This window comes from Amycolatopsis balhimycina FH 1894 (assembly GCF_000384295.1).
Taxonomy (GTDB): Bacteria; Actinomycetota; Actinomycetes; order Mycobacteriales; family Pseudonocardiaceae; genus Amycolatopsis; species Amycolatopsis balhimycina.
The window spans coordinates 9,904,502-9,923,590 of record NZ_KB913037.1 but is presented as its reverse complement, the minus strand read 5'-3'; the positions used below and the strand labels follow the sequence as shown (position 1 = coordinate 9,923,590).

Here is a 19,089-nt window from a genome sequence, read left to right as displayed (position 1 = left end):
TCACAGGGGGATGTTTCCGTGTTTCCTGGCCGGCAGGACCTGCCGTTTGGTGCGGAGCGTCCGCAGGGCCCGCGCGACCTGCAGGCGGGTTTGCGACGGGGTGACGACCTGGTCGACGTAGCCACGTTCGGCGGCCAGGTACGGGCCACCGTGGTGCTTGCGGTACTCCTCGGTGAGCCGTCGGCGGGCGGCCTCCCGCTCCTCGGGCGGCAGGGCGGCCAGCTCGCGCCGGTAGAGCACCTGCACCGCGCCTTCGGCGCCCATCACCGCGATTTCGGCGGTGGGCCAGGCCATCGCGACGTCGGCGCCGAGGTGTTTGGACCCCATCACCGCGTAGCCGCCGCCGTAGGCCTTGCGGACGACCACGGTCACCTTCGGCACCGTCGCTTCGGAATAGGCGTAGATCAGCTTGGCACCACGGCGGATGATCCCGCCGCGTTCCTGCCCGGTGCCCGGCAGGTAGCCGGGGACGTCGGCCAGGGTGAGCAGCGGGACGTTGAAGGCGTCGCAGAAGCGCACGAACCGGGCGGCCTTTTCGGACGCGTCGATGTCGAGCACGCCGGCCTGGTGCCGCGGCTGGTTCGCGACGACGCCGACCGTCCGGCCCTGAACCCGGGCGAAGGCACAGATCATGTTGGCCGCGAAGGCACTGTGCACCTCGGTGAACTCGCCGTCGTCGACCAGCCGGGCGATCAGCTCGGCCATGTCGTAGGTCTGGTTCGGCGAGTCGGGCACCAGCCGGTCGAGCTCGAGGTCGGCGGCCGTGACGTCGGGGCTGGTGTCGTCGGCGTACTCGGGCGCGGGGTCGAGGTTGTTCGAGGGCAGATACGCGAGCAGGGTCTGCACCCAGTCGATCGCGTCCTCCTCGTCGGCGGCCCGGTGGTGGGCGTTGCCCGCCACCTCGCTCTGCACGGCCGCGCCGCCGAGCTCCTCGGCGGTGACGAGCTCGCCGGTGACGGCGTGCACGACGTCCGGGCCGGTGACGAACATGTGCGCCGTTTCGTCGACCATCACGGTGAAGTCGGTCATCGCCGGGGCGTAGACCGCGCCGCCGGCGCACGGGCCCATGATCAGCGAGATCTGCGGGATGACGCCGGAGGCGTGGGCGGTGCGGCGGCCGAGCTCGGCGTAGTACGCCAGCGAGACGACGCCTTCCTGGATCCGGGCGCCACCGGAGTCGTTGATCCCGACGACCGGGCAGCCGATGGTCATGGCCAGGTCCATCACCTTGAGGACCTTTTCGCCGGAGACCTCCCCCATGCTGCCGCCGAAGACGCTGAAGTCCTGGGAGAACACGCAGATCTGGCGGCCGTCGACGGTGCCGTGCCCGGTGACCACGCCGTCGCCCCACGGGCGGTGGGCGTCCATCCCGAACTCGTCGCAGCGGTGCCGCGCGAACTGGTCGAGCTCCACGAAGGACCCGGGGTCCAGCAGCAGCCCGATGCGCTCGCGGGCGGTCAGCTTCCCCTTGGCGTGCTGCCGGTCGACGGCCCGCTTCTCGGCGATCCGGACGGCTTCGTCCTGCCGGGCGGCGAGGTCGGCGATCCGGAACGCCGTGGTCGGGGTCAGCTCGTCCATCACCGCACCACCGCCCCGAGCCGCTCGGCCAGCGCCACCGCGAGCGTCCGCACATGGGGTGGATCGATCATCGACACGTGGTCGCCGGGGACCCGCACCACTTCGAGCGCGCCGCAGAACTCGTCCCAGCCGAGGGTGTCGTCGGTGCGCAGGTACCGCGGGTCGAGCGTCGTGGTCAGCGGGTGCGGCTCCCCGGCCCGCAGCAGCAGGACGCGGCCGTCGTAACGGCCCGGTGCGTACCGCTCGGCGACCCGGGCGTCCACATAGGACTCGTACTGGTGGCGCAGGACGCCGGCGCCCATGTTCGGCACGTATTCGGTCAGTTTCTCCATGACCCACCGGATCTGGGCGTCCTCGTCCAGCCGCGCCAGCTCCTCGCGCGGCACCGAGAACGGCACCCCGTACGTCCGCGACACGTGGTCGGCGAACCGGTCGAAGCGTTCCAGCAGCAGCTCTTCCGCCGGGGTTCCGGTGTCCGGCAGCGGCAGGATCGTGTCGATCAGGACGACCAGCTCGACCCGCTCCCCCGCCGCAGTCAGCAGGCGCGCCGTCTCGTGCGCCAGGCAGCCGCCGAACGACCAGCCGCCCAGCCGGTACGGGCCGTGTGGCTGGATTTCGCGGATCAGTGCGAGGTACCGAGCCCCCTTGGCCTCGACGGTGTCCTCGTCGATCCGTTCGAACCCGTACACCGGCTGGCCTTCGGGCAGCAGCCGCACGAGCTCGCGGTAGACGCTCGTCGGCCCGCCGGCCGGGTGGAAGAGGAACAACGGCTCGGCGACGCCGTCGCGCAGCAGCCGCACCGGGCCGCCGCCGTGGCCTTCGAGCTCCGCGCGCAGCAGGTCGGCGATCGCGGCGACCGTCGGCATCGCGAACAGCCGCTCGACGGCGGGTACCGCTTCGAGCTCCTCGGCGAAGACCGACCACAGCCGCTGCGCCCGCTCCGGATCGCCGCCCGCGGCGAAGAAGTCGTCGTGCACGCCCGGCTCCGGCCCGCCCAGTTCGGCCTGCCAGCGCCGGGCCACCCAGCGTTCGGCCGGGTCTCGCGGCCCGGCGGTGACGGGCTCGCGCGACGCGGCGGATCCGAAGCCGGCCTGCTCGGCGAGGTGCCCGGCCAGCTCCGCCAGGCTGGCCCCGCGCAGGAGCAGCGGGATCGGCAGCGGCAGGCCGAAGTCGCGTTCCACCGCGCCGCGGGCCCGCATCGCCGACAGCGAGTCCAGGCCGAGCTGGGTGAGCGGCACGGTCCGGTCGACCTCGGCCAGGCCGAGCAGGTCCGCGACGAGCCCGGCCAGGTGGCCGGCGATCGCGGCCTGTGCGGCGTCCGGCGGGACGGCGCGCAGCGCGTCCAGACCGTCCCAAGTGGACGATTCGGTCCGCGGCGCGAAGAGCGCGAAGAACGGGCGGTCGGCCAGCCTCGGGAACAGCTCCAGCACGGTCGCGGAGTTCACCCGGGCCACGCCGGTCGAAGCGCGGTCGCGCGCCAGGACGTCGTCCAGGGCGCCCAGTGCCTCCTCGGTGCCGAGCGGGTCGAGCACCGGGTTGGCCGAGCCGGCCGCGGCACCGACCTCGCCCCACGCGCCCCAGCCGATCGTCGCCGCCGGGAGGCCCTGGGCCCGGCGCCACGCGACCAGGGCGTCGGCCCACGCGTTCGCGGTGGCGTACGCGGTCTGACCCGGCGACCCGAACAGCGCGGCCGCCGACGAGTAGACCAGCCACCAGTCGGGTTCGTGCCCGGCGGTCGCCTGGTGCAGCCGCCAGGCCCCGAGCGCCTTCGGCCGCCAGACGGCGTCGAGCGCGTCCGCGTCGAGGGTGATCGCGGCGCCGTCGGCCAGGACACCGGCAGCGTGCAACACCCCGCGAAGCGGCACACCTCCGTCGACGGCCGCCGCGACCAGCTGCTCCGCCGTGCCCGGCTCGGCGATGTCGCCGGGCACCACCCGGACGTCGGCGCCCAGGTCGCCGAGGCCGGGGTCGGCGGCGTGCCTGCCGTTCAGCACCAGCCGCGTCGCACCCCGTCCGATCAGCCACTTCGCCGCGGCGAGGCCCAGGCCGCCGAGCCCGCCGGTGATGACGTACGCGCCTTCGCGGACCGGCTCGCGCACCGGATCACCGAGCGCGGGGCGGACCAGCTGCCGGGTGTACCGGACGCCCTCGCGCCAGGCGACTTCGTCGTCCGGCCCGTCCGCGCGGACTTCGTCCCACAGCCGGGCCGCGTCGCCGTCGAAGTCGGCCTGGCTCACCCGGAGTTCGGGGTGTTCGAAGGCGAGCACCCGCACGAGCCCGCGCAGCGCCGCCGGGCCGGGGTCGCCCCGCTCGCCGGGCAGGACGCTCTGCGCCCCGGTGCCGACCAGCCACAACCGGGGCGGCACGGGCAGCTCGGCCAGTTCGGCGACGACGCCGGTCAGCGTCTCGACCAGCCGCGCGGCGCCCATCGGATCCGGCGCCGCGTCGCGGGCGAGCATCGCGAGCACCGCGGTCACTTCGCCGTCTCGCAGCAGCTTCGCCAGCTGCCGCCGGTCGCCGAGGCGGGCTGTCCGCACGTCGTCCCCGGCGCATTCGCCGTCGGTCAGCACGATCCAGCGGTGGGCCCGCGCCGGCGCGGCGGGCAGTTCGGCCGGCTGCCAGGCCGCCTCGAACAGCAGCCTCGCCGACGCCGTGCCGCGGAGCCGGCGGCAGTAGACGTCGCGGAACTCCACGAGGACGACGTCGTCGGCGTCGACCAGCTGGACACTGCCGAGCACGCCGTCCCCGGATTCGCCGAGCACCGCGTCCACCCGCACCCCGCGGCGCGGATCGCCGGCGACCACCACTTCGGCCACCGCGAGCGGCACGTAAAGGGCATCCGCTTCGCCGACGGCCGCGGCCAGCGCGTGCAGGCAGGCGTCGGCGAGCGCGGGGTGCAGCACGTAGGCGGGGTGGTCGGCTTCGGGCAGCGCGATCGACGCCGACGCGTGGCCCGGCACGGCGGTCACCCGGCGCAGGCCGCGGAAGGCCGGGCCGTAGGACTGGCCCAGGTCGGCCAGGGCCCGGTAGAGGTCGACCGGGTCGCCGCCGGCTTCCCCGAACGGCGGTGACGGCGTCCCGCCGGTGCCGATCCGCGCGGTGGCGTGCCGGACCCAGTCGCCGCGCGCGGACTTGGCGTGCACGCTGAACTCGGTGCCGGTGAGTCCGGTCGTCACCTCGGTGTGCTCGGCCAGCGGGAGCAGCTCGCGCAGTTCGAGGTCGAGGACGCGCCCATGGGGACCGGCCGCGGCCAGCGCCAGTTCGAGGAAGCCGGTCGCCGGGAACACGGGTTCGCCGCGCACGGTGTGGTCGGCCAGCCACGGCACCGCGGCGGTGCCGGCGTCCCCGCGCCACAGGTGGCCGCCTGGGTGTTCGATGTGCACGCCCAGCAGCGGATGGGCGCCGCCGGAGCGGACCGTGCGGCGCGGCCAGAACCGCCGGTGCCGCCAGACCGGGCCGGGCAGCTCGACCGGCGGTGTCCCGGGGCGAGCGGCCAGCACCCCGGAGTGGCCGCCGACGTGCAGCCGGGCGAGGCTGGTCAGGAACGCCGTCCGCTCGTCGATGCGGCGGCTCGCCGAGGCCAGACCGGTTTCGCCGGTGGTCTGCTCGATCGCGGCCAGCGCCACTGGGTGGGGTGAGATCTCGGCGAAGACGGTGTGGCCGTCGGCGGCCGCCGCCTCGAGCGCCTGGCTGAACCGCACCGGGCGGCGCAGGTTCGCCGCCCAGTACTCGACGTCGAACGCGGGCGTTTCCCGCGGATCGTCGAGAACGCTGCTGTAGCAAGGGATTTCGGGTTGCCCGGGGACGAGCCCGGCCAGCGCGGCGCGGAACCGCCCGAGCACGGGGTCGACGGCGGCGGAGTGCCCGGCCCCGCCGACCGGCAGCCGCCGGGCCAGCCTGCCGAGGTCTTCGGCGTAGGCGACCAGCGCCTCGACCCGGTCCGCGGGCCCGCTGACCGTGCACTGGGTGGGTGACGCGTACACCGCGACGGTGACTTCGGGGAACTCCGCGACCTCGGCCGGCGAAAGCTCGACGACGGCCATGGCACCGCCGCCACCCAGGTCGAGTTCGGCGAGCAGCCGCGCCCGCGCGGCCATGATCCGCAGGCCACCGGTGACGTCGAGCGCCCCGGCGACAACGGCGGCGGCGACTTCACCCATGGAATGCCCGAGCACCGCGGCCGGAGTGACGCCGTGCGCCCGCCACAGCGCGGCGAGGGCCAGCTGCATCCCGAACAAGGCGAGCTGGGTCGCGGCCAGGCCGGGGAGTTCGCCTTCGAGCGCCTCCCGGAGGGAAAACCCGGCGCCGTCGCGGAAGACGGGATCGAGCGCGTCGATCTCCGCCCGGAAGGCGGGCTCGAAGCGCGTCAGCAGACGCCCCATCCCGCTCCACTGCGAGCCATAACCGGAGAACACGAAGACGACGCCCGAACGCCCCAATGTGGCGTTGGGTGCATCCAGCGCACCCAACGCCACATTGGGGCGCTTGGCACCATCAGCCGGGCCGCTCGTGATTCCTCGGCCCGCGGCCAGCTCGCGCAACGCCGTGACCACTTCGTCCCGGCTCTCGCCGACCACCGCGCCGCGGACCGGCAGGTGTTCGCGCCGGTGGGCGAGCGTTGCCGCGACCGCGTCGAGCGGGACTTCCCCGTCCTCGAGCCAGTCCGCCAGCTCCGCGGCCCGCGCCCGCAGCACTTCGGCCGAGCGAGCCGAAAGCGCGAACACTTCCGGGCCGTCCAAACCGCCGCGGGGCGGGAACGCCGCCGCGGGCCACTCCTCCAGCACGACGTGCGCGTTGGTGCCGCCGAACCCGAACGCCGACACCCCGGCCCGGGCGGTCCCGGAATAGCGCGGCCAGTCCGTGCCCTCCGCGACCACCTTCAACCCGGTGAAGTCGATGTGCGGGTTCGGCGCCCGGAAGTGCAGGCTCGGCGGCACCCGCCGGTGCGTCATCGCCAGCACCACCTTGAGCAGCCCGGCGATCCCCGCCGCGCCTTCGAGGTGGCCCAGGTTGCTCTTCACCGAGCCGAGCAGCAACGGACGGCCCGGTTCGCGCTCCGCCCCGAGCACCGCGGCCAGCGCGCCCGCCTCCAGCGGATCACCCAGCGGCGTCCCGGTTCCGTGCGCCTCGACGTAGTCCACAGAGGACGGATCGACGCCCGCCACCGCGTACGCGTCACGCAGCAGGGCGGCCTGGGCGTCCGGGTTGGGTGCGGTCAGGCCGTTGGAGCGGCCGTCGGAGTTCACCGCGCTGCCGCGGATCACCGCCAGCACCCGGTCCCCCGCTCGCCGCGCCGCCCGCAGCGGCTTGAGCACCACCACCCCGCAGCCCTCGCCGCGGGCGATGCCGTCGGCGCCGGCGTCGAACGGCTTGCAACGGCCGTCCGCGGCCAGCACCCCGGCGCGGTGGAACCCGGCGGTGATCCCCGGCGACAGCAGCACGTTCACCCCGGCCGCGAGCGCGGTCTCGCTCTCGCCGCGGCGCAGGCTCTGCACCGCCTGGTGCACCGCGACCAGCGACGACGAACACGCCGTGTCGAGGGTGAGGCTGGGGCCACGCAGGTCGAGCAGGTACGACAGCCGGTTCGCGGCGATGCTCGCCGCGGCCCCGGTGCCCGACCAGACGTCGACCCCCGCAACGTCGGTCATCGTCAAGGAGCCGTACTCGGTGGCCGAGAGCCCGACGAACACGCCGGTCCGGCTGCCGCGCAGGCGGCCCGGCGGGATGCCGGCGTGCTCCAGCGCCGCCCAGACGACCTCAAGGAGGAGCCGCTGCTGCGGGTCCATCGCCTCGGCCTCGCGCGGGGTGATGCCGAAGAACTCCGCGTCGAACCCGGCGACGTCCGAGAGGAAGCCTCCGCGCGCGGGCACACCGGCGAGGTCTTCGGCCGGCGCGAATGTCTCCCAGCGGCCTTCGGGGACCTCGCCGATGCCGTCGCCGCCGGCGTCGAGGAACCGCCAGAACGCCTCCGGGGATTCGATCCCGCCCGGCAGGCGGCAGCCGAGGCCGACGACCGCGATCGGTTCCCCGTCCTCCCGCAGGGGTACGTACGCCGCCTCCGACTCCACAGTGGACAGATGGTCGGCGAGCGCGGTGATCGTCGGGTACCGCCAGACCAGCGTCGGCGCGAGCGGGCGGCCGACGAACCGGCCGAGGTCGGCGGCGAGGACCGTCGCGTCCCGTGAGGACAGTCCGGTTTCGTGCAGGGGCCGGTCGAGGTCGGCCTCGCCGATCCGCGCGGTCAGCCAGGCGCGGATCGCGGCGGCGTCCGGCGCGCTCATCCGAGCCGCCGCGCGGCGAGTGAGCCGTCCAGATAGGACTCCCGGCACCGGGCCCGGCTGATCTTGCCGCTCGAGGTGCGTGGCACCTCGCCGGGCGGCAGGAAGACGACGTCGTGCAGGCGCAGGCCGTGCCCGGCCGACACCGCCGCCCGCAGCGCCGCCGTCGCCGCGACGACGTCGGCTTCGGTGTCCTTGGCCCGTTCCAGGACGACGACCGCGGCTTCCCCGTCGCCGCTGTCGATCGCGAAGGCCGCGGCGGAATGCGGCCGGACCGCCGGGTGCGCCTCCACCGTCTGCTCGATGTCCTGCGGGTAGTGGTTGCGGCCGTCGACGACGACCAGGTCCTTCAGGCGGCCGGTCACGAACAGCTCGCCGTCGAAGAGCACGCCGAGGTCGCCGGTCGCGAGCCAGCCCTCGCCGGTGCCGGGGTCGCGCGGCGGCAGGTCGAAAGTGGCCGCCGACGCTTCGGCCCGTCCCCAGTAACCACGGCCGACGTTCGGGCCGCTGACCCGGATCTCGCCCACCGCACCGGCTTCGGCGAGTTCCCCGGTCGCGGGGTCGGCGATCCGCACGAGCTGGCCGACCGGGTGTCCACACGAGACGAGCGTCGTGGCGGAGACGCCGGGCCGGGCCGGCTCGGCGTGGCCGGCGGCGAGCCGGTCCCGGTCGAACGTGACCTGCCGGGGTGGCTTCCCGGCGTCCGTGACGGAAACCAGGACGGTGGCTTCGGCCAGACCGTAGGAGGACCGATGGACCTCCGGCGGCAGCCCGCACTCGGCGAAGGCGTCGTGGAACTTCGCGATCGTGGCCGGCAGCACCGGTTCGCTGCCGTTGATCAGCGAGACGACCCGGCTCAGCTCCAGGTAGTTCTTCTCGGCTTCGGTCACGCGTGACGCGCAGTAGGCGTAGGCGAAGTTGGGCGCCGCGCTGATCCCGCCCGGGCTGGCCGAGAGCGCCTGCAACCACCGCGCGGGGCGTTCGAGGAACGCCAGCGGGTCCATCAGCACCGAAGCCAGGCCGCCGGCCATCGGCGCGCCGATGCCCAGGATGAGCCCCATGTCGTGGAACAGCGGCAGCCAGCTCACCGTCGACGTCGTCCCGCTCTCGGCACCGTAGGCGGCACACGCCTGGCGGGCGTTGGCGAGCACGTTGCGGTGCGTCAGCACGACCCCGGCCGGCGAACGCGTGGAACCCGACGTGTACTGCAGGTACGCCGGGTCACCGGGATCCGGCGTGGGCCAGTCGGGCGTCCCGGGAGCGACCAGGGGCACGGTGTCGACGGCGACCACGGCCGGTGCCACGCCCGCACCGGCGAGGAACCCGGTGACCGGACCGGTTTCCGCGGCCGTGGTCAGCACGACGCGCGGGCCGCAGTCGGCGAGCGCCGCGGCCAGGCGGCCCTCGTGCCCCGGCAGGCCCGGGGCGAACAGCGGCACGGCGACCAGCCCGGCCCGGAGCGCGCCGAGGAACGCGACGGCGTAGTCGGCGGACTGCCCGGCCAGCACCGCCGCCCGGTCACCGGGACCGGCCAGTTCGGACAGTCGCGCGGCGACCGCGTCGACCCGCTGATCGAGTTCGCGCCACGTGAGCGTGACCGCCCGGCCGTCCGTGCCGGCCCGGTGGTCCAGGTAGGTCACCGCGACGCGGTCGCCGAGGCGGCGCGCCCAGTGGCCCAGCAGGGTCGCGAACGACTCGCCGCCGTCAGCTGCTTCGCCGGTGAGGGGAACCGGCTGGGAAATGGTTTCCATGGCTCCTCGCAGAGAGCGTTTGCCGGCGCAGTGGATAACCGCGCCGGTGCGGTTGTCAACGGGGCGAACTCGGATACTCATCGGGAAACGGATCAGGGGACCGCGCGTTTGTCATGGGGCGACGAAGAAACGGGACGCCGTTCCCGCAACACGCGGACGGCCAGCAGGGCACCGGCGAGCGTCAGCCCGGCGGCGGTGAGCAGACCGGCGGTGTAGCCGCCGGCCAGGGCCGCCCCGGGCGCCGTCCCCGCGTCGAGCCGCAGCCCGCGCACCGCGGTCAGCACGGCGCCGATCAGCGCCACGCCGAGCGCGCTGGAAAGTTCCCGGGACGCGGTGAGCAGCCCGGACGCCGCGCCGGAATTGCGTTCGGCGACGACGTCCAGCGCATGCGACGTCAGCGGGACGGTGAAGGCCGAACCCGCCCCGATCAGCACCATTCCCGGGACGCGCGGAAGCAGTTCCGGGATGTGGTTCACCGCGGCCAGGGCGAGCAGCCCGGCACCGACCACCGCCAGCCCGCCCGCGACTGTCCGATGTGGACCGAAGTGGGTCACGGACGGCGCGACCAGCGGCGTCGCGGCCATGACCGCCACCGCCACGAGAACGAGCGGCAGCCCGGCACCGACCGGACCGAGCCCGAGGAACTCCTGATGCAGCAGGGGCGTGAAGAAGAAGACGCCGGAAATCCCCAGTCCCCACAGCAGTTGCACGACGAGCGCGCCGAGGAACACCGCGTTCCCGGTCAGGGCGGCGGGCACCAGCCGGTCCGCGGCCCGCCGCTCACGGAGCGCGAACCCGGCACCGAGCACGGCGGCCGCGGCGAGCGACGGCAGCTCGCTCCCGGGCCACGGCCGGACCAGGGCCGCGGTGAGCAGGACCAGGCACGCCGTCACGGCGGCCATCGCGCCGAGGGGCGGCGCGCGGGTCGCGGCCGCGGTCTCGCCGGCCCGGGTGGCCACGGGCAGCAGGGCGAGCATCGCCGCCACGAACGGGAGGTTGACGAAGAAGATCCAGCCCCAGCCGAGGGAAGCGCTCAGCATCCCGCCGAGCGCCGGGCCGAGGGCCAGCGCGGCCGCGAGGCAGGCGGTCCACACCGCGGCGCCGAGCGTCCGGCCGCGGGCGTCGAGGTTCGTCCGAAGCAGGCTCAGCAGCGCGGGCACCAGGAACGCGGCCGCCGCGCCTTGCACCGCCCGGGCAGCGACCAGCAGCCCCACCGAACCGGCCAGCCCGCCCACGGCCGCGCCGGCGCCGAAGGCGAACAGGGCGGCCGGCAGCGTCCGGCGCCGGCCCCAGCGATCGACCAGCGCGCCCGCCACCAGCAGCAACCCGGCGAACGGCAGCATGTAGCCGAGCGCGACCCACTGCAGAGCCCCGAGGCCGAGGGCGAGGTCACGGGCGATCGACGGCGCGCCCGCGGCGACGATCGTGTTGTCCAGCGTCGTGACGAACGCCCCGAGCGCGATCAGCACCAGCGTCCCGGCCCGCGCGTTCACCGCGCACTCCTCTGCGCGTCCCGGTCGAAGTCCGTGAATGGCACATCGAGGGACTTCAAGTCCGTGAATGTGCCATTCACGGACTTCGGCGACCGGCCGGGGAACCACCAGTTCGCCGCGCCGAAGCGGGCCATCACCGCCGGGACGAGCACGCACCGGACGACGACCGCGTCCAGGAGCACGGCGACGGTCAGCCCGGCCCCCGCCTCCCGCACGACTCGGGCGTCGACGAAGGCGAACGACACGAACACCAGCGCCATGATCAGCGCGGCGGCGGTGATGGTGCGGCCGGTCGCCGCGACGCCGTCGACCACCGCCGCCCGCGTGTCACCATGGCGGCGCCACGCTTCCTGGATGCGGGCGATGAGGAAGACCTCGTAGTCCATCGACAGCCCGAACAACCCGGCGAACAGGAACACCGGCAGGTACGGCTCGATCGGGCCGCCGAAGGCGAAGACGACCGCGCCGGTCGTCGCGGCCGCGGTCAGCAGGTTCATCACCGCCGCGGTCAGCGGGATCAGCACGCTGCGGAACACCCAGGCCAGCAGCAGCACCGAAATGCCGACGACACCGGCGAAGAACAGCGGCAGCCGCGCGGTGATCGCCGCCGAGAAGTCGGCCCGGGCCGCGACGGCCCCGCCGACGTGCGCGTCCGGGCTGCCGACGACGGTGGCCATCACCCGCGTCGAGGCCAGCAGTTCGCCGGTGGCCGGATCGTCGGGCGCGGTCCTCGGGACCACCGTGAGCAGCCAGCGACCGCCGGGCAGCGCGGCGGCCGGGCCGACGTCGGCGCTCGCGAGCAGCGCCTCCCGGAGCATGCCCGGCGAACCGCCGGTCCCGACCACCAGCAGCGGGGCGTCCGCGCCCGGCCCGAAGCCCGCTTCCAGCAGTTCGGCGGCGGTCCGCGTGACGCTGCCGGGCGGGTCCGACGCGGCGTCCGGCACACCGAGCCGCAGCCCGGTCATCGGCAGCGCGAGCACGGCCACGACCAGCAGCGCGGTCACCGTGTACGGCCCGGGCCGGGCGGTCACCGACCGCGCGAGCCGGGCCCAGCGGCCGCCGCCCGAGCCGGGCCGGACGCGCATCCGGCGGGCGACCGGCCGCAGCAGCGCGGGAAGCAGCGTCAGCGCGGCGAACCCGGTCAGCAGCACCGATACGGCGGCGGCGACCGCGATCCCGTTCAGGAACGGCAGGCCGACGGTCAGCATCCCGGCCAGCGACACGCACACGGTGAGCCCGGCGAAGACCACGCTGCGGCCGGAGGTCGCGGCCGCGACGGCCAGCGCCGCCGCCGGTTCGGCGCCGTCCCGGCGGCCCTGCCGGTAGCGGCTGAGCACGAACAGCGCGTAGTCGACGCCGACGCCGAGCCCCAGCAGCGCGGCGATTTCGGTGCTGATCTTCGGGACGGTCATGACGTGCGACACCAGTGTCACGGCGGCCAGCGCGCAGCCGACCGAAACCGCGGCGGTGAGGACCGGGAGCAGCACGCAGGTCAGCGAGCCGAAGGTCACCAGCAGCACCAGGGCCGCGGCGAGCAGGCCGATCCCGGCGTTGCCCAGGTCCGGCGCGGCCGCCGTCATCGCGGCGAGCTCGCCGGACGCCCCGGCGGTGAGGCCGGCGGCGTCGCGGACGACGGCCGCGAACGCGTCGGCCGTGCCCTGCCCGAGGTCCGCGGCCGGCGCGTCGAACCGCACGGTGAGCACCGCGGTGGCCCGGTCGGCGGAAACCCGGCCGGGTGGCGGGGTGACCGCGACGACGTGCGGGATCGTCGCCAGCCGGGCGGCGAGCGCGTCGAGCCGGGCGCGACCGGCGCCGCTGTCGACCGGCCCGTCCGGCGTGCGGACGACGACCTGTTCCCCGGCGCCGGCCGCGCCGCTGCCGCGCAGCAGGTTCGCCGCCGCCGTGCTGTCCGCGGCGGGCAGGTCCACCGTGTCGCGGAAGGCCGCGCCGGCGTGCAGCGCCGCGAACCCGAGCCCGCCCAGCGCCACCAGCCACAGCGCGGCGACCACGCCGGCGCGGCGGAAGCACCACGAAACGAGCGTCGTCATCCGTCTCCTCCCGCGTGCCGGGTTGATCACGCTAACTCCGGGAAGGCGGGCGAAGATACCGTCCCGGTTCACAAATCGGGGTGCGGAAACCCGTGCCGCTGTGAGTGTTCCGGAGTTTGTCGGGCGCGTGACAAATGCCGGTGCGGCCATTGACCCGGGGGTGACAGAACCCGATCTCCGCGCAGGGGTGGCGGTTGCCAAGTCCGATCCCGTGTGAGTACATGACCTCCGCGCCGACGAAGGCGCGGCCTTTCCACGAGGTGCGGCGAAGGGGTTGTGTGCCATGACCCGGACGATCACGCAGGCGGCGGTCCCGCACCCGAGGGGCACCGGCCGCGCGCGGCAGCTGTGGTGCTCGCTGCCGACGGAGCTCGCGCCGCGGTTCCGGCCGCACGCCGACCAGCTCGCCCGGCGGATCCTCGAAGAGATTCAGCGGGCCGTGCCCGAGTACGCCAAGCCCCTCGAAGGCGAGTTCGGCAGGATGATCGTGCTGGCCATCGAGCAGGCGGTGCTCAGCTGCATCGACAGCATCGAAGAGCTGGCGTCCACTCAGGACAACTGGGCGAAACTGTTCGTGGAGGTCGGAAAGCGCGTTCACCACGACGGCGGCAGCCTCAACTCGCTGCAGGCCGCCTACCGCGCGGGCGGCCGGGCTGCGTGGCGTTACATCGCCGAACTGGGCCAGGCTCACCGTTTCCCGGCGGCGGTGCTCTGCGTCGGCGCGGAAGCCATTTTCGCTTACGTGGAAGAGATTTCGTCGTACTCGGTCGAGGGATACACACTGGCGCAGGCGATGGCGACGGGCACGCTCGACCGGCGGCGGCGCCGGTTGTTCGAACTGCTGCTCGCCGGCCCGCCGTCGTCCCCCGCGACACTCGCGACGATGGCCAAGGCCGCGCAGTGGACCATGCCGGAGTGGGTCACCGTCGTCGCCCTCGACCCGCGGACCGAGCAGCAACCGCCGCCGTCGCCGCAGGTCGCCGACGACGTGCTGGTCGACGTCGACGGCCCCGAACCCTGCCTGCTGACCCCGAACCCGGACCGCGACCTGCGCGGGCTCGAAGGCCGCCTGCCGGGCTGGCGCGCGGCGGTCGGCCCCCGCGTCCACCCGGCCGACGCGGCGACGTCGCTCCTGTGGGCCCGCCGCACGCTGGACCTGGTCCGCCGCGGCCTGGCCGGCGACGACCCGGTGACGCACACGGCCGACCACCTGGCAACGCACTGGCTGCTGGCCGACCGGTTCCTGCTGGACGAGCTGTCGGCGAAGGTGCTCGCTCCCTTCGAGACCTTGACGGTGAAGCAGCAGACCCGGCTGTCGGAGACGTTGCTGAGCTGGCTGGAGCACAACGGGAACACCCCGGACATCGCGCAGGCACTCGGCATCCACCCCCAGACGGTCCGCTACCGGGTGAGCCAGCTGACCGACCTGTTCGGCGACCGGCTGGCGGACCCGGCGAAGCGGCTGGAGATCCAGATGGCGCTGCGTGCCCACCGGCTGCTGGGCACCCGCCCGCCGGCCGGCGAACGCTGACAGCGCGCTCCGTCCGCCTACGTCCTGAATGACTCATTCAGGACCTCCCACGCCCTGAATGAGTCATTCAGGACACCACTGCCGCGGCTCCCGCGCGCTCGTGCCCCGGGAGCGGGCGTCCCTTGACCGTGCGTGCCCGCGAACCTAGAGTCTTCACGGGCTGTTAGCGCTAACAGCCGCTTGGAGGACTTCCCGATGACCGGATCCCTGCCCGAACCCACCCGGGAGTTCTTCGGCCGCGCCGGCGACGCGGACGTCCACCGGTACACCCTGGGCCGGCCCGGCGGGCTGACCGTCCGCGTCCTCGACTACGGCGGCGTGCTCCAGTCGCTGGAAGCGCCGGACCGCGACGGGCGGCCGGGCAATGTCGTCCTCGGCTTCCCCACCCTCGACGGGTACGTCGCCAACAACCGGCCTGACGCGGCGCGGGTCTTCCTGGGCGCGCTGATCGGCCGGTTCGCCAACCGGATCGCCGGCGGCACCTTCACCCTCGACGGCGTCCAGCACCGGCTGCCGGTGAACAACGGCAAGAACAGCCTGCACGGCGGCCCCGAAGGGTTCGACACGCGTGTCTGGTCGGCGGCCGGGTTCGCCGACGCCGACGGCGCCGGGCTGCGGCTCACCCTGGTCAGCCCGGACGGCGACCAGGGCTACCCCGGCCGGCTCACCACCGAGGTGACCTACCGCGTCGACAGCCGCGACCGGCTGCGCATCACCTACCGTGCGACCACCGACGCGCCGACCGTCGTCAACCTGACCAACCACACCTACTGGAACCTGGCCGGCGAAGGCTCCGGGGACGTCCACGAGCACTGGCTGGCGATCAACGCGAGCCGGTTCTGCCCGGCCGACGAGGGCCTGCTGCCGGCCGGCGACCCCGCGGCGGTAGAAGGTACGCCGTTCGACTTCCGCACCGCGACACCGATCGGCGCCCGGATCGGCGAGCCCGACCCCCAGCTGGTGATCGGGCAGGGCTACGACCACAACTGGGTGCTCGACGACGGCTCGCCGTTCGCCGCCCGGGCGTGGGACCCGGCGTCCGGGCGCCTGCTCACGATGTGGACGACCGAGCCGGGCCTGCAGTTCTATTCGGGCAACTACCTCACCGCGGACCTGGTCGGCACCGGTGGCCGGCCGTACCACCGCGGCGCCGGGTTCGCGCTCGAAGCCCAGCACTTCCCGGACTCCCCGAACCGCCCGGACTTCCCCGGCACGGTGCTCCGGCCGGGCGAGGTCTACCAGCAGGAGACGGTCTTCGAGCTGGCCACGGCGGACCACCCACCGGTGGCGTGAGCGACAACCCCGGGGCGGCCACCGGGCCGAACCACTACCGTCGCCGATCATGGGAGAGCTTTCCGCCGTCGCCGCCGACCTCGCGCCCACCGGCACGCTGCGCGCCGCCATCAACCTCGGCAACCCGGTGCTCGCGCACGGGACGCCGGCGGAGCCGGGCGGCGTCACGGTCGACCTCGCCCGGGAGGTGGCCGCACGGCTGGCCGTCCCCGTGGAGTTCGCCTGCTTCGACGCGGCCCGCAAGTCGTTCGAAGCGCTGACGTCGGGCGCCGCCGACCTCGCGTTCCTGGCGGTCGAACCGGCCCGCGCGGCCGAGGTGGCCTTCACTGCGCCGTACGTCGTCATCGAAGGCGTGTACGTCGTGCCACGGGACTCGCCCTTCGCTTCGCCGGCCGAGGTGGACCGTCCGGGCGTGCGGATCGGGGTGAAGGAGGGGTCCGCCTACGACCTGTACCTCACCAGGACCCTCCGGCACGCGACGGTCGTGCGCGGCGAGGACGGCGTCACGGCGTTCGAGACCCACGGCCTGGAGGTGGCCGCCGGGATCCGCCGTCCGATGACCGGCTACGCCGCCGCGCACCCGGGGACGCGGGTGATCCCCGAACGGTTCATGGAGATCCGGCAGGCCGTCGCCACGACCCCGGACCGCCGTCCGGCGACGATCGCGTTCCTGCGCGAGCTGGTCGAGGAGCTGAAGGCGGCCGGGTTCGTCGCCGAGGCGCTATCCCGCGCGGACCAGCCGGACGCCGTCGTCGCCCCGCCCGCGACGGACGACTGACGGGACATTCGCCCACCGGACCCGAAGCTGCGCGAGCGGTGACGGGGACGACAAGGGTGACGGGCCCGCTGCCGAGGTGGGGTGGCGGTGGGCCCGTCACGTCTGCGAGGTGCCGGGGACATGCCTCCACTCTAGCCGGAGATTCGAACAGGTGTTCGCGTCTGTTCAGGTGAAATCCGACTACGAAACGTCACGGCCGAGGCGCCTTTTCCGGCGACCGCAACACTTCCGGGCGACAGACAGTCCTCAATGGACGGTCACCGAGCACCACAAACGTGCCGTCGCCGCCGCAAGACGCCCCGTCACGCACCCGCCGGCGCCGCCGCACCGGGCCGTGCGCCCCGGCCGACGACGGCGATAGAACTTCGGGCACGGCGGTGACCTGGCGCGCGAGCGTCACCCGGGCGTGCCGCGGAGGCGGTGGCCGGCGCCGGAACCCGACCCCATAAAGTCTTCGCGCAGCCATCCGGAGGTGAACGCCCGCGTGCCCGAGGTCGACTACTACGAGGTACTCGGCGTCCGCCGGGACGCCACGGCGGCCGACGTGAAGACGGCCTACCGCCGGCTGGCCAAGACCATGCACCCCGACGGCGGTGGCACGGTCGGCACGTTCCGGCTGCTTCGCGAGGCGTACGACGTCCTGAGCGACCCCGTCGCCCGTGCCCGCTACGACTCCAACGGCGCCACGGTGGTGCCCGTGCCGGTCCGGCCGCGGCCACGGCGCCGTTTCGGGGACGAGCCGGGGTTCGTCCCCGACCTGCCCGAACTCGACGCCGAAGACCTGAGCTGGTGGCACTTCGCCGGCGAGGACACCCGGATGCGGCACGGCAGGCGACGCGGGCCCGGGCATGCGCCGGCGATCGCCGCGGTGGCCGGGATGGTGCTCGTGCTGCTGCCACTGGTGACCGGGGCCGGGTTGTCGCCGCCGGTGCTCGTCGTCTGGCTGCTGCTGACCGCCGGGACCGCGCTGCTGGTCCAGCGGCTGGCCCGCGGTTACCTACGAGCGAGAAAGGCCCGCGAGGCGTACGCCGAGGAGTTCGGCGGCCGCACCGTCTTCGGCACGCCCGGCACCGAGCGCGACGAGCTGGCCGAGCGGCTCACCGCCGACCTGCTGGAGGGTTACCTGACCCGGCTGCCCGGCGCCCGCATCTTCCACGGGCTCGCCTGGCCCGGCTCGGTGTTCGCCGACGTCGACCACGCCGTGCTGTGCGGGAAGCGCCTGGTGCTCATCGAGTCGAAGCTGTGGCTGCCCGGGCACTACGAGACCGCCGAGGACGGCAGGCTGCTGCGCAACGGAAGGCCCTTCCGCGGCGGCGGCAGCCGGCTCACCGAGAGCCTCGCCGCCTACCGCGACCTCCTGCCGGGCGTGGCCCTGCGCGGCGCGATGATCGTGTACCCGAGCCGCAGCGGCGACCTGACCACGGCGGATCCCGGCGACCTGCCGGTCGCGCCGATGACGCCGGAGGAGTTCCTGCACGAGATCGGCGAGTGGCTCGCCGCCGATCCGTCCACAGTGGACCACGGGGCACTGCGCGCCCTGCGCGACCAGGTCGTCGGCGGGGGCGGCCGCGCGGCGTGAGCCGGATCCTGGTTCCGTGACCAGCAACCGGCTGCGACACTCACGAGTCATGCGCGCGCTGATCTTCGACTTCGACGGGCTGCTGGTGGACACCGAGGCCTCGGCCTTCCGCGCCTGGCGGCAGGTGCTGGCCGGGTACGGCGCCGACCTGCCGCTGCCGGTGTGGCAGGCGGTGATCGGCGGGCAGTCGAGCGTCGCCGCCGTGCTCTCCCACCTGGAACACGCGGTCGGGACGGTCGATCGCGAGGCCGTGGTCGCGCGGTGGCGGGACACGAACCGGGCCTTCGCCGCCCGGATGCCGCTGCGGGACGGCGTCGGCGAGTTCCTCTCGGCCGCGCGGGCCGACGGGCTGCGGCTCGCCGTCGCGTCGGGCGCGACGCGCGACTGGGTGAGCGAGCATCTGGACCGGGTTGGGGTGAGCGGCCACTTCGCGGTCGTTTCCGCCTTGGACGGGCACCGGCCCAAGCCCGCGCCGGACGTCTACCTGGCCGCACTCGACGCGCTCGGGGTGCCCGCCTCCGACGCCATGGCCTTCGAGGACAGTCCGACCGGCGTCGCCGCCGCGGTCGCGGCCGGGCTGCGCTGCGTCGCCGTGCCGAACGAGGTGACGTCCGGGCTGGCCTTCCCGGGCGCAGAGCGGGTGCTGCCGTCCTTCGTCGCGGTCACTCCGGGCGATATCGCCCATGATCGATCAAAATGCCACAGACATTGACAGGCCGATGGCCGTGATGTGAAGCTCATCAACCAGGATCGAACAGAC

General features: G+C 74.2%; 10 protein-coding genes. 5 read left to right on the top strand and 5 right to left on the bottom strand.

Translation table 11 applies throughout. From position 1 onward, the window contains the following. The 5 genes from A3CE_RS0145760 to A3CE_RS0145740 form a co-directional block, all read right to left on the bottom strand. Positions 1 to 1,578 carry an acyl-CoA carboxylase subunit beta gene (locus tag A3CE_RS0145760; RefSeq protein WP_020646842.1) on the bottom strand — a complete coding sequence of 526 codons (1,578 nt, stop codon included), beginning with the start codon at positions 1,576 to 1,578 and terminating at the stop codon, positions 1 to 3. Next, a complete protein-coding gene (locus A3CE_RS0145755) occupies positions 1,578 to 7,859 on the bottom strand; it encodes a type I polyketide synthase (protein WP_020646841.1) in 6,282 nt (2,093 codons plus the stop codon). Before A3CE_RS0145755 ends, A3CE_RS0145760 begins: the two co-directional genes overlap by 1 nt. Then, positions 7,856 to 9,607 (bottom strand): fatty acyl-AMP ligase, encoded by a 1,752-nt coding sequence (locus A3CE_RS0145750; RefSeq protein WP_020646840.1) that lies wholly within the window; start codon positions 9,605 to 9,607, stop codon positions 7,856 to 7,858. The genes A3CE_RS0145755 and A3CE_RS0145750 overlap by 4 nt, the downstream gene beginning before the upstream one ends. Before the next feature lie 92 nt (positions 9,608 to 9,699). Beyond that, on the bottom strand, positions 9,700 to 11,100 hold the full coding sequence (locus A3CE_RS0145745) for an MFS transporter (RefSeq protein WP_020646839.1): 1,401 nt from the start codon (positions 11,098 to 11,100) through the stop codon (positions 9,700 to 9,702). Continuing rightward, a complete protein-coding gene (locus tag A3CE_RS0145740) occupies positions 11,097 to 13,148 on the bottom strand; it encodes an MMPL family transporter (RefSeq protein ID WP_020646838.1) in 2,052 nt (683 codons plus the stop codon). The genes A3CE_RS0145745 and A3CE_RS0145740 overlap by 4 nt, the downstream gene beginning before the upstream one ends. A gap of 283 nt (positions 13,149 to 13,431) precedes the next feature. Here A3CE_RS0145740 and A3CE_RS0145735 point away from each other — a divergent pair, with 283 nt between their 5' ends. From A3CE_RS0145735 to A3CE_RS52860, 5 genes are all read left to right on the top strand, one after another. Next, positions 13,432 to 14,679, top strand: coding sequence for a PucR-like N-terminal domain-containing protein (locus tag A3CE_RS0145735; protein WP_020646837.1), 1,248 nt, complete (start codon positions 13,432 to 13,434; stop codon positions 14,677 to 14,679). A 195-nt stretch (positions 14,680 to 14,874) separates the two neighbouring features. Continuing rightward, a complete protein-coding gene (locus A3CE_RS0145730) occupies positions 14,875 to 15,972 on the top strand; it encodes an aldose epimerase family protein (protein ID WP_020646836.1) in 1,098 nt (365 codons plus the stop codon). A 49-nt stretch (positions 15,973 to 16,021) separates the two neighbouring features. Continuing rightward, a complete protein-coding gene (locus A3CE_RS0145725; protein ID WP_020646835.1) occupies positions 16,022 to 16,750 on the top strand; it encodes a transporter substrate-binding domain-containing protein in 729 nt (242 codons plus the stop codon). A gap of 484 nt (positions 16,751 to 17,234) precedes the next feature. Next, positions 17,235 to 18,329, top strand: a complete 1,095-nt coding sequence (locus tag A3CE_RS0145720) for a J domain-containing protein (protein WP_026469503.1) — start codon at positions 17,235 to 17,237, stop codon at positions 18,327 to 18,329. Positions 18,330 to 18,378: 49 nt separating this feature from the next. Then, entirely contained in the window at positions 18,379 to 19,041 is a 663-nt protein-coding gene (locus tag A3CE_RS52860) for an HAD family hydrolase (protein ID WP_020646833.1), read from the top strand. Positions 19,042 to 19,089: the final 48 nt, after the last annotated feature.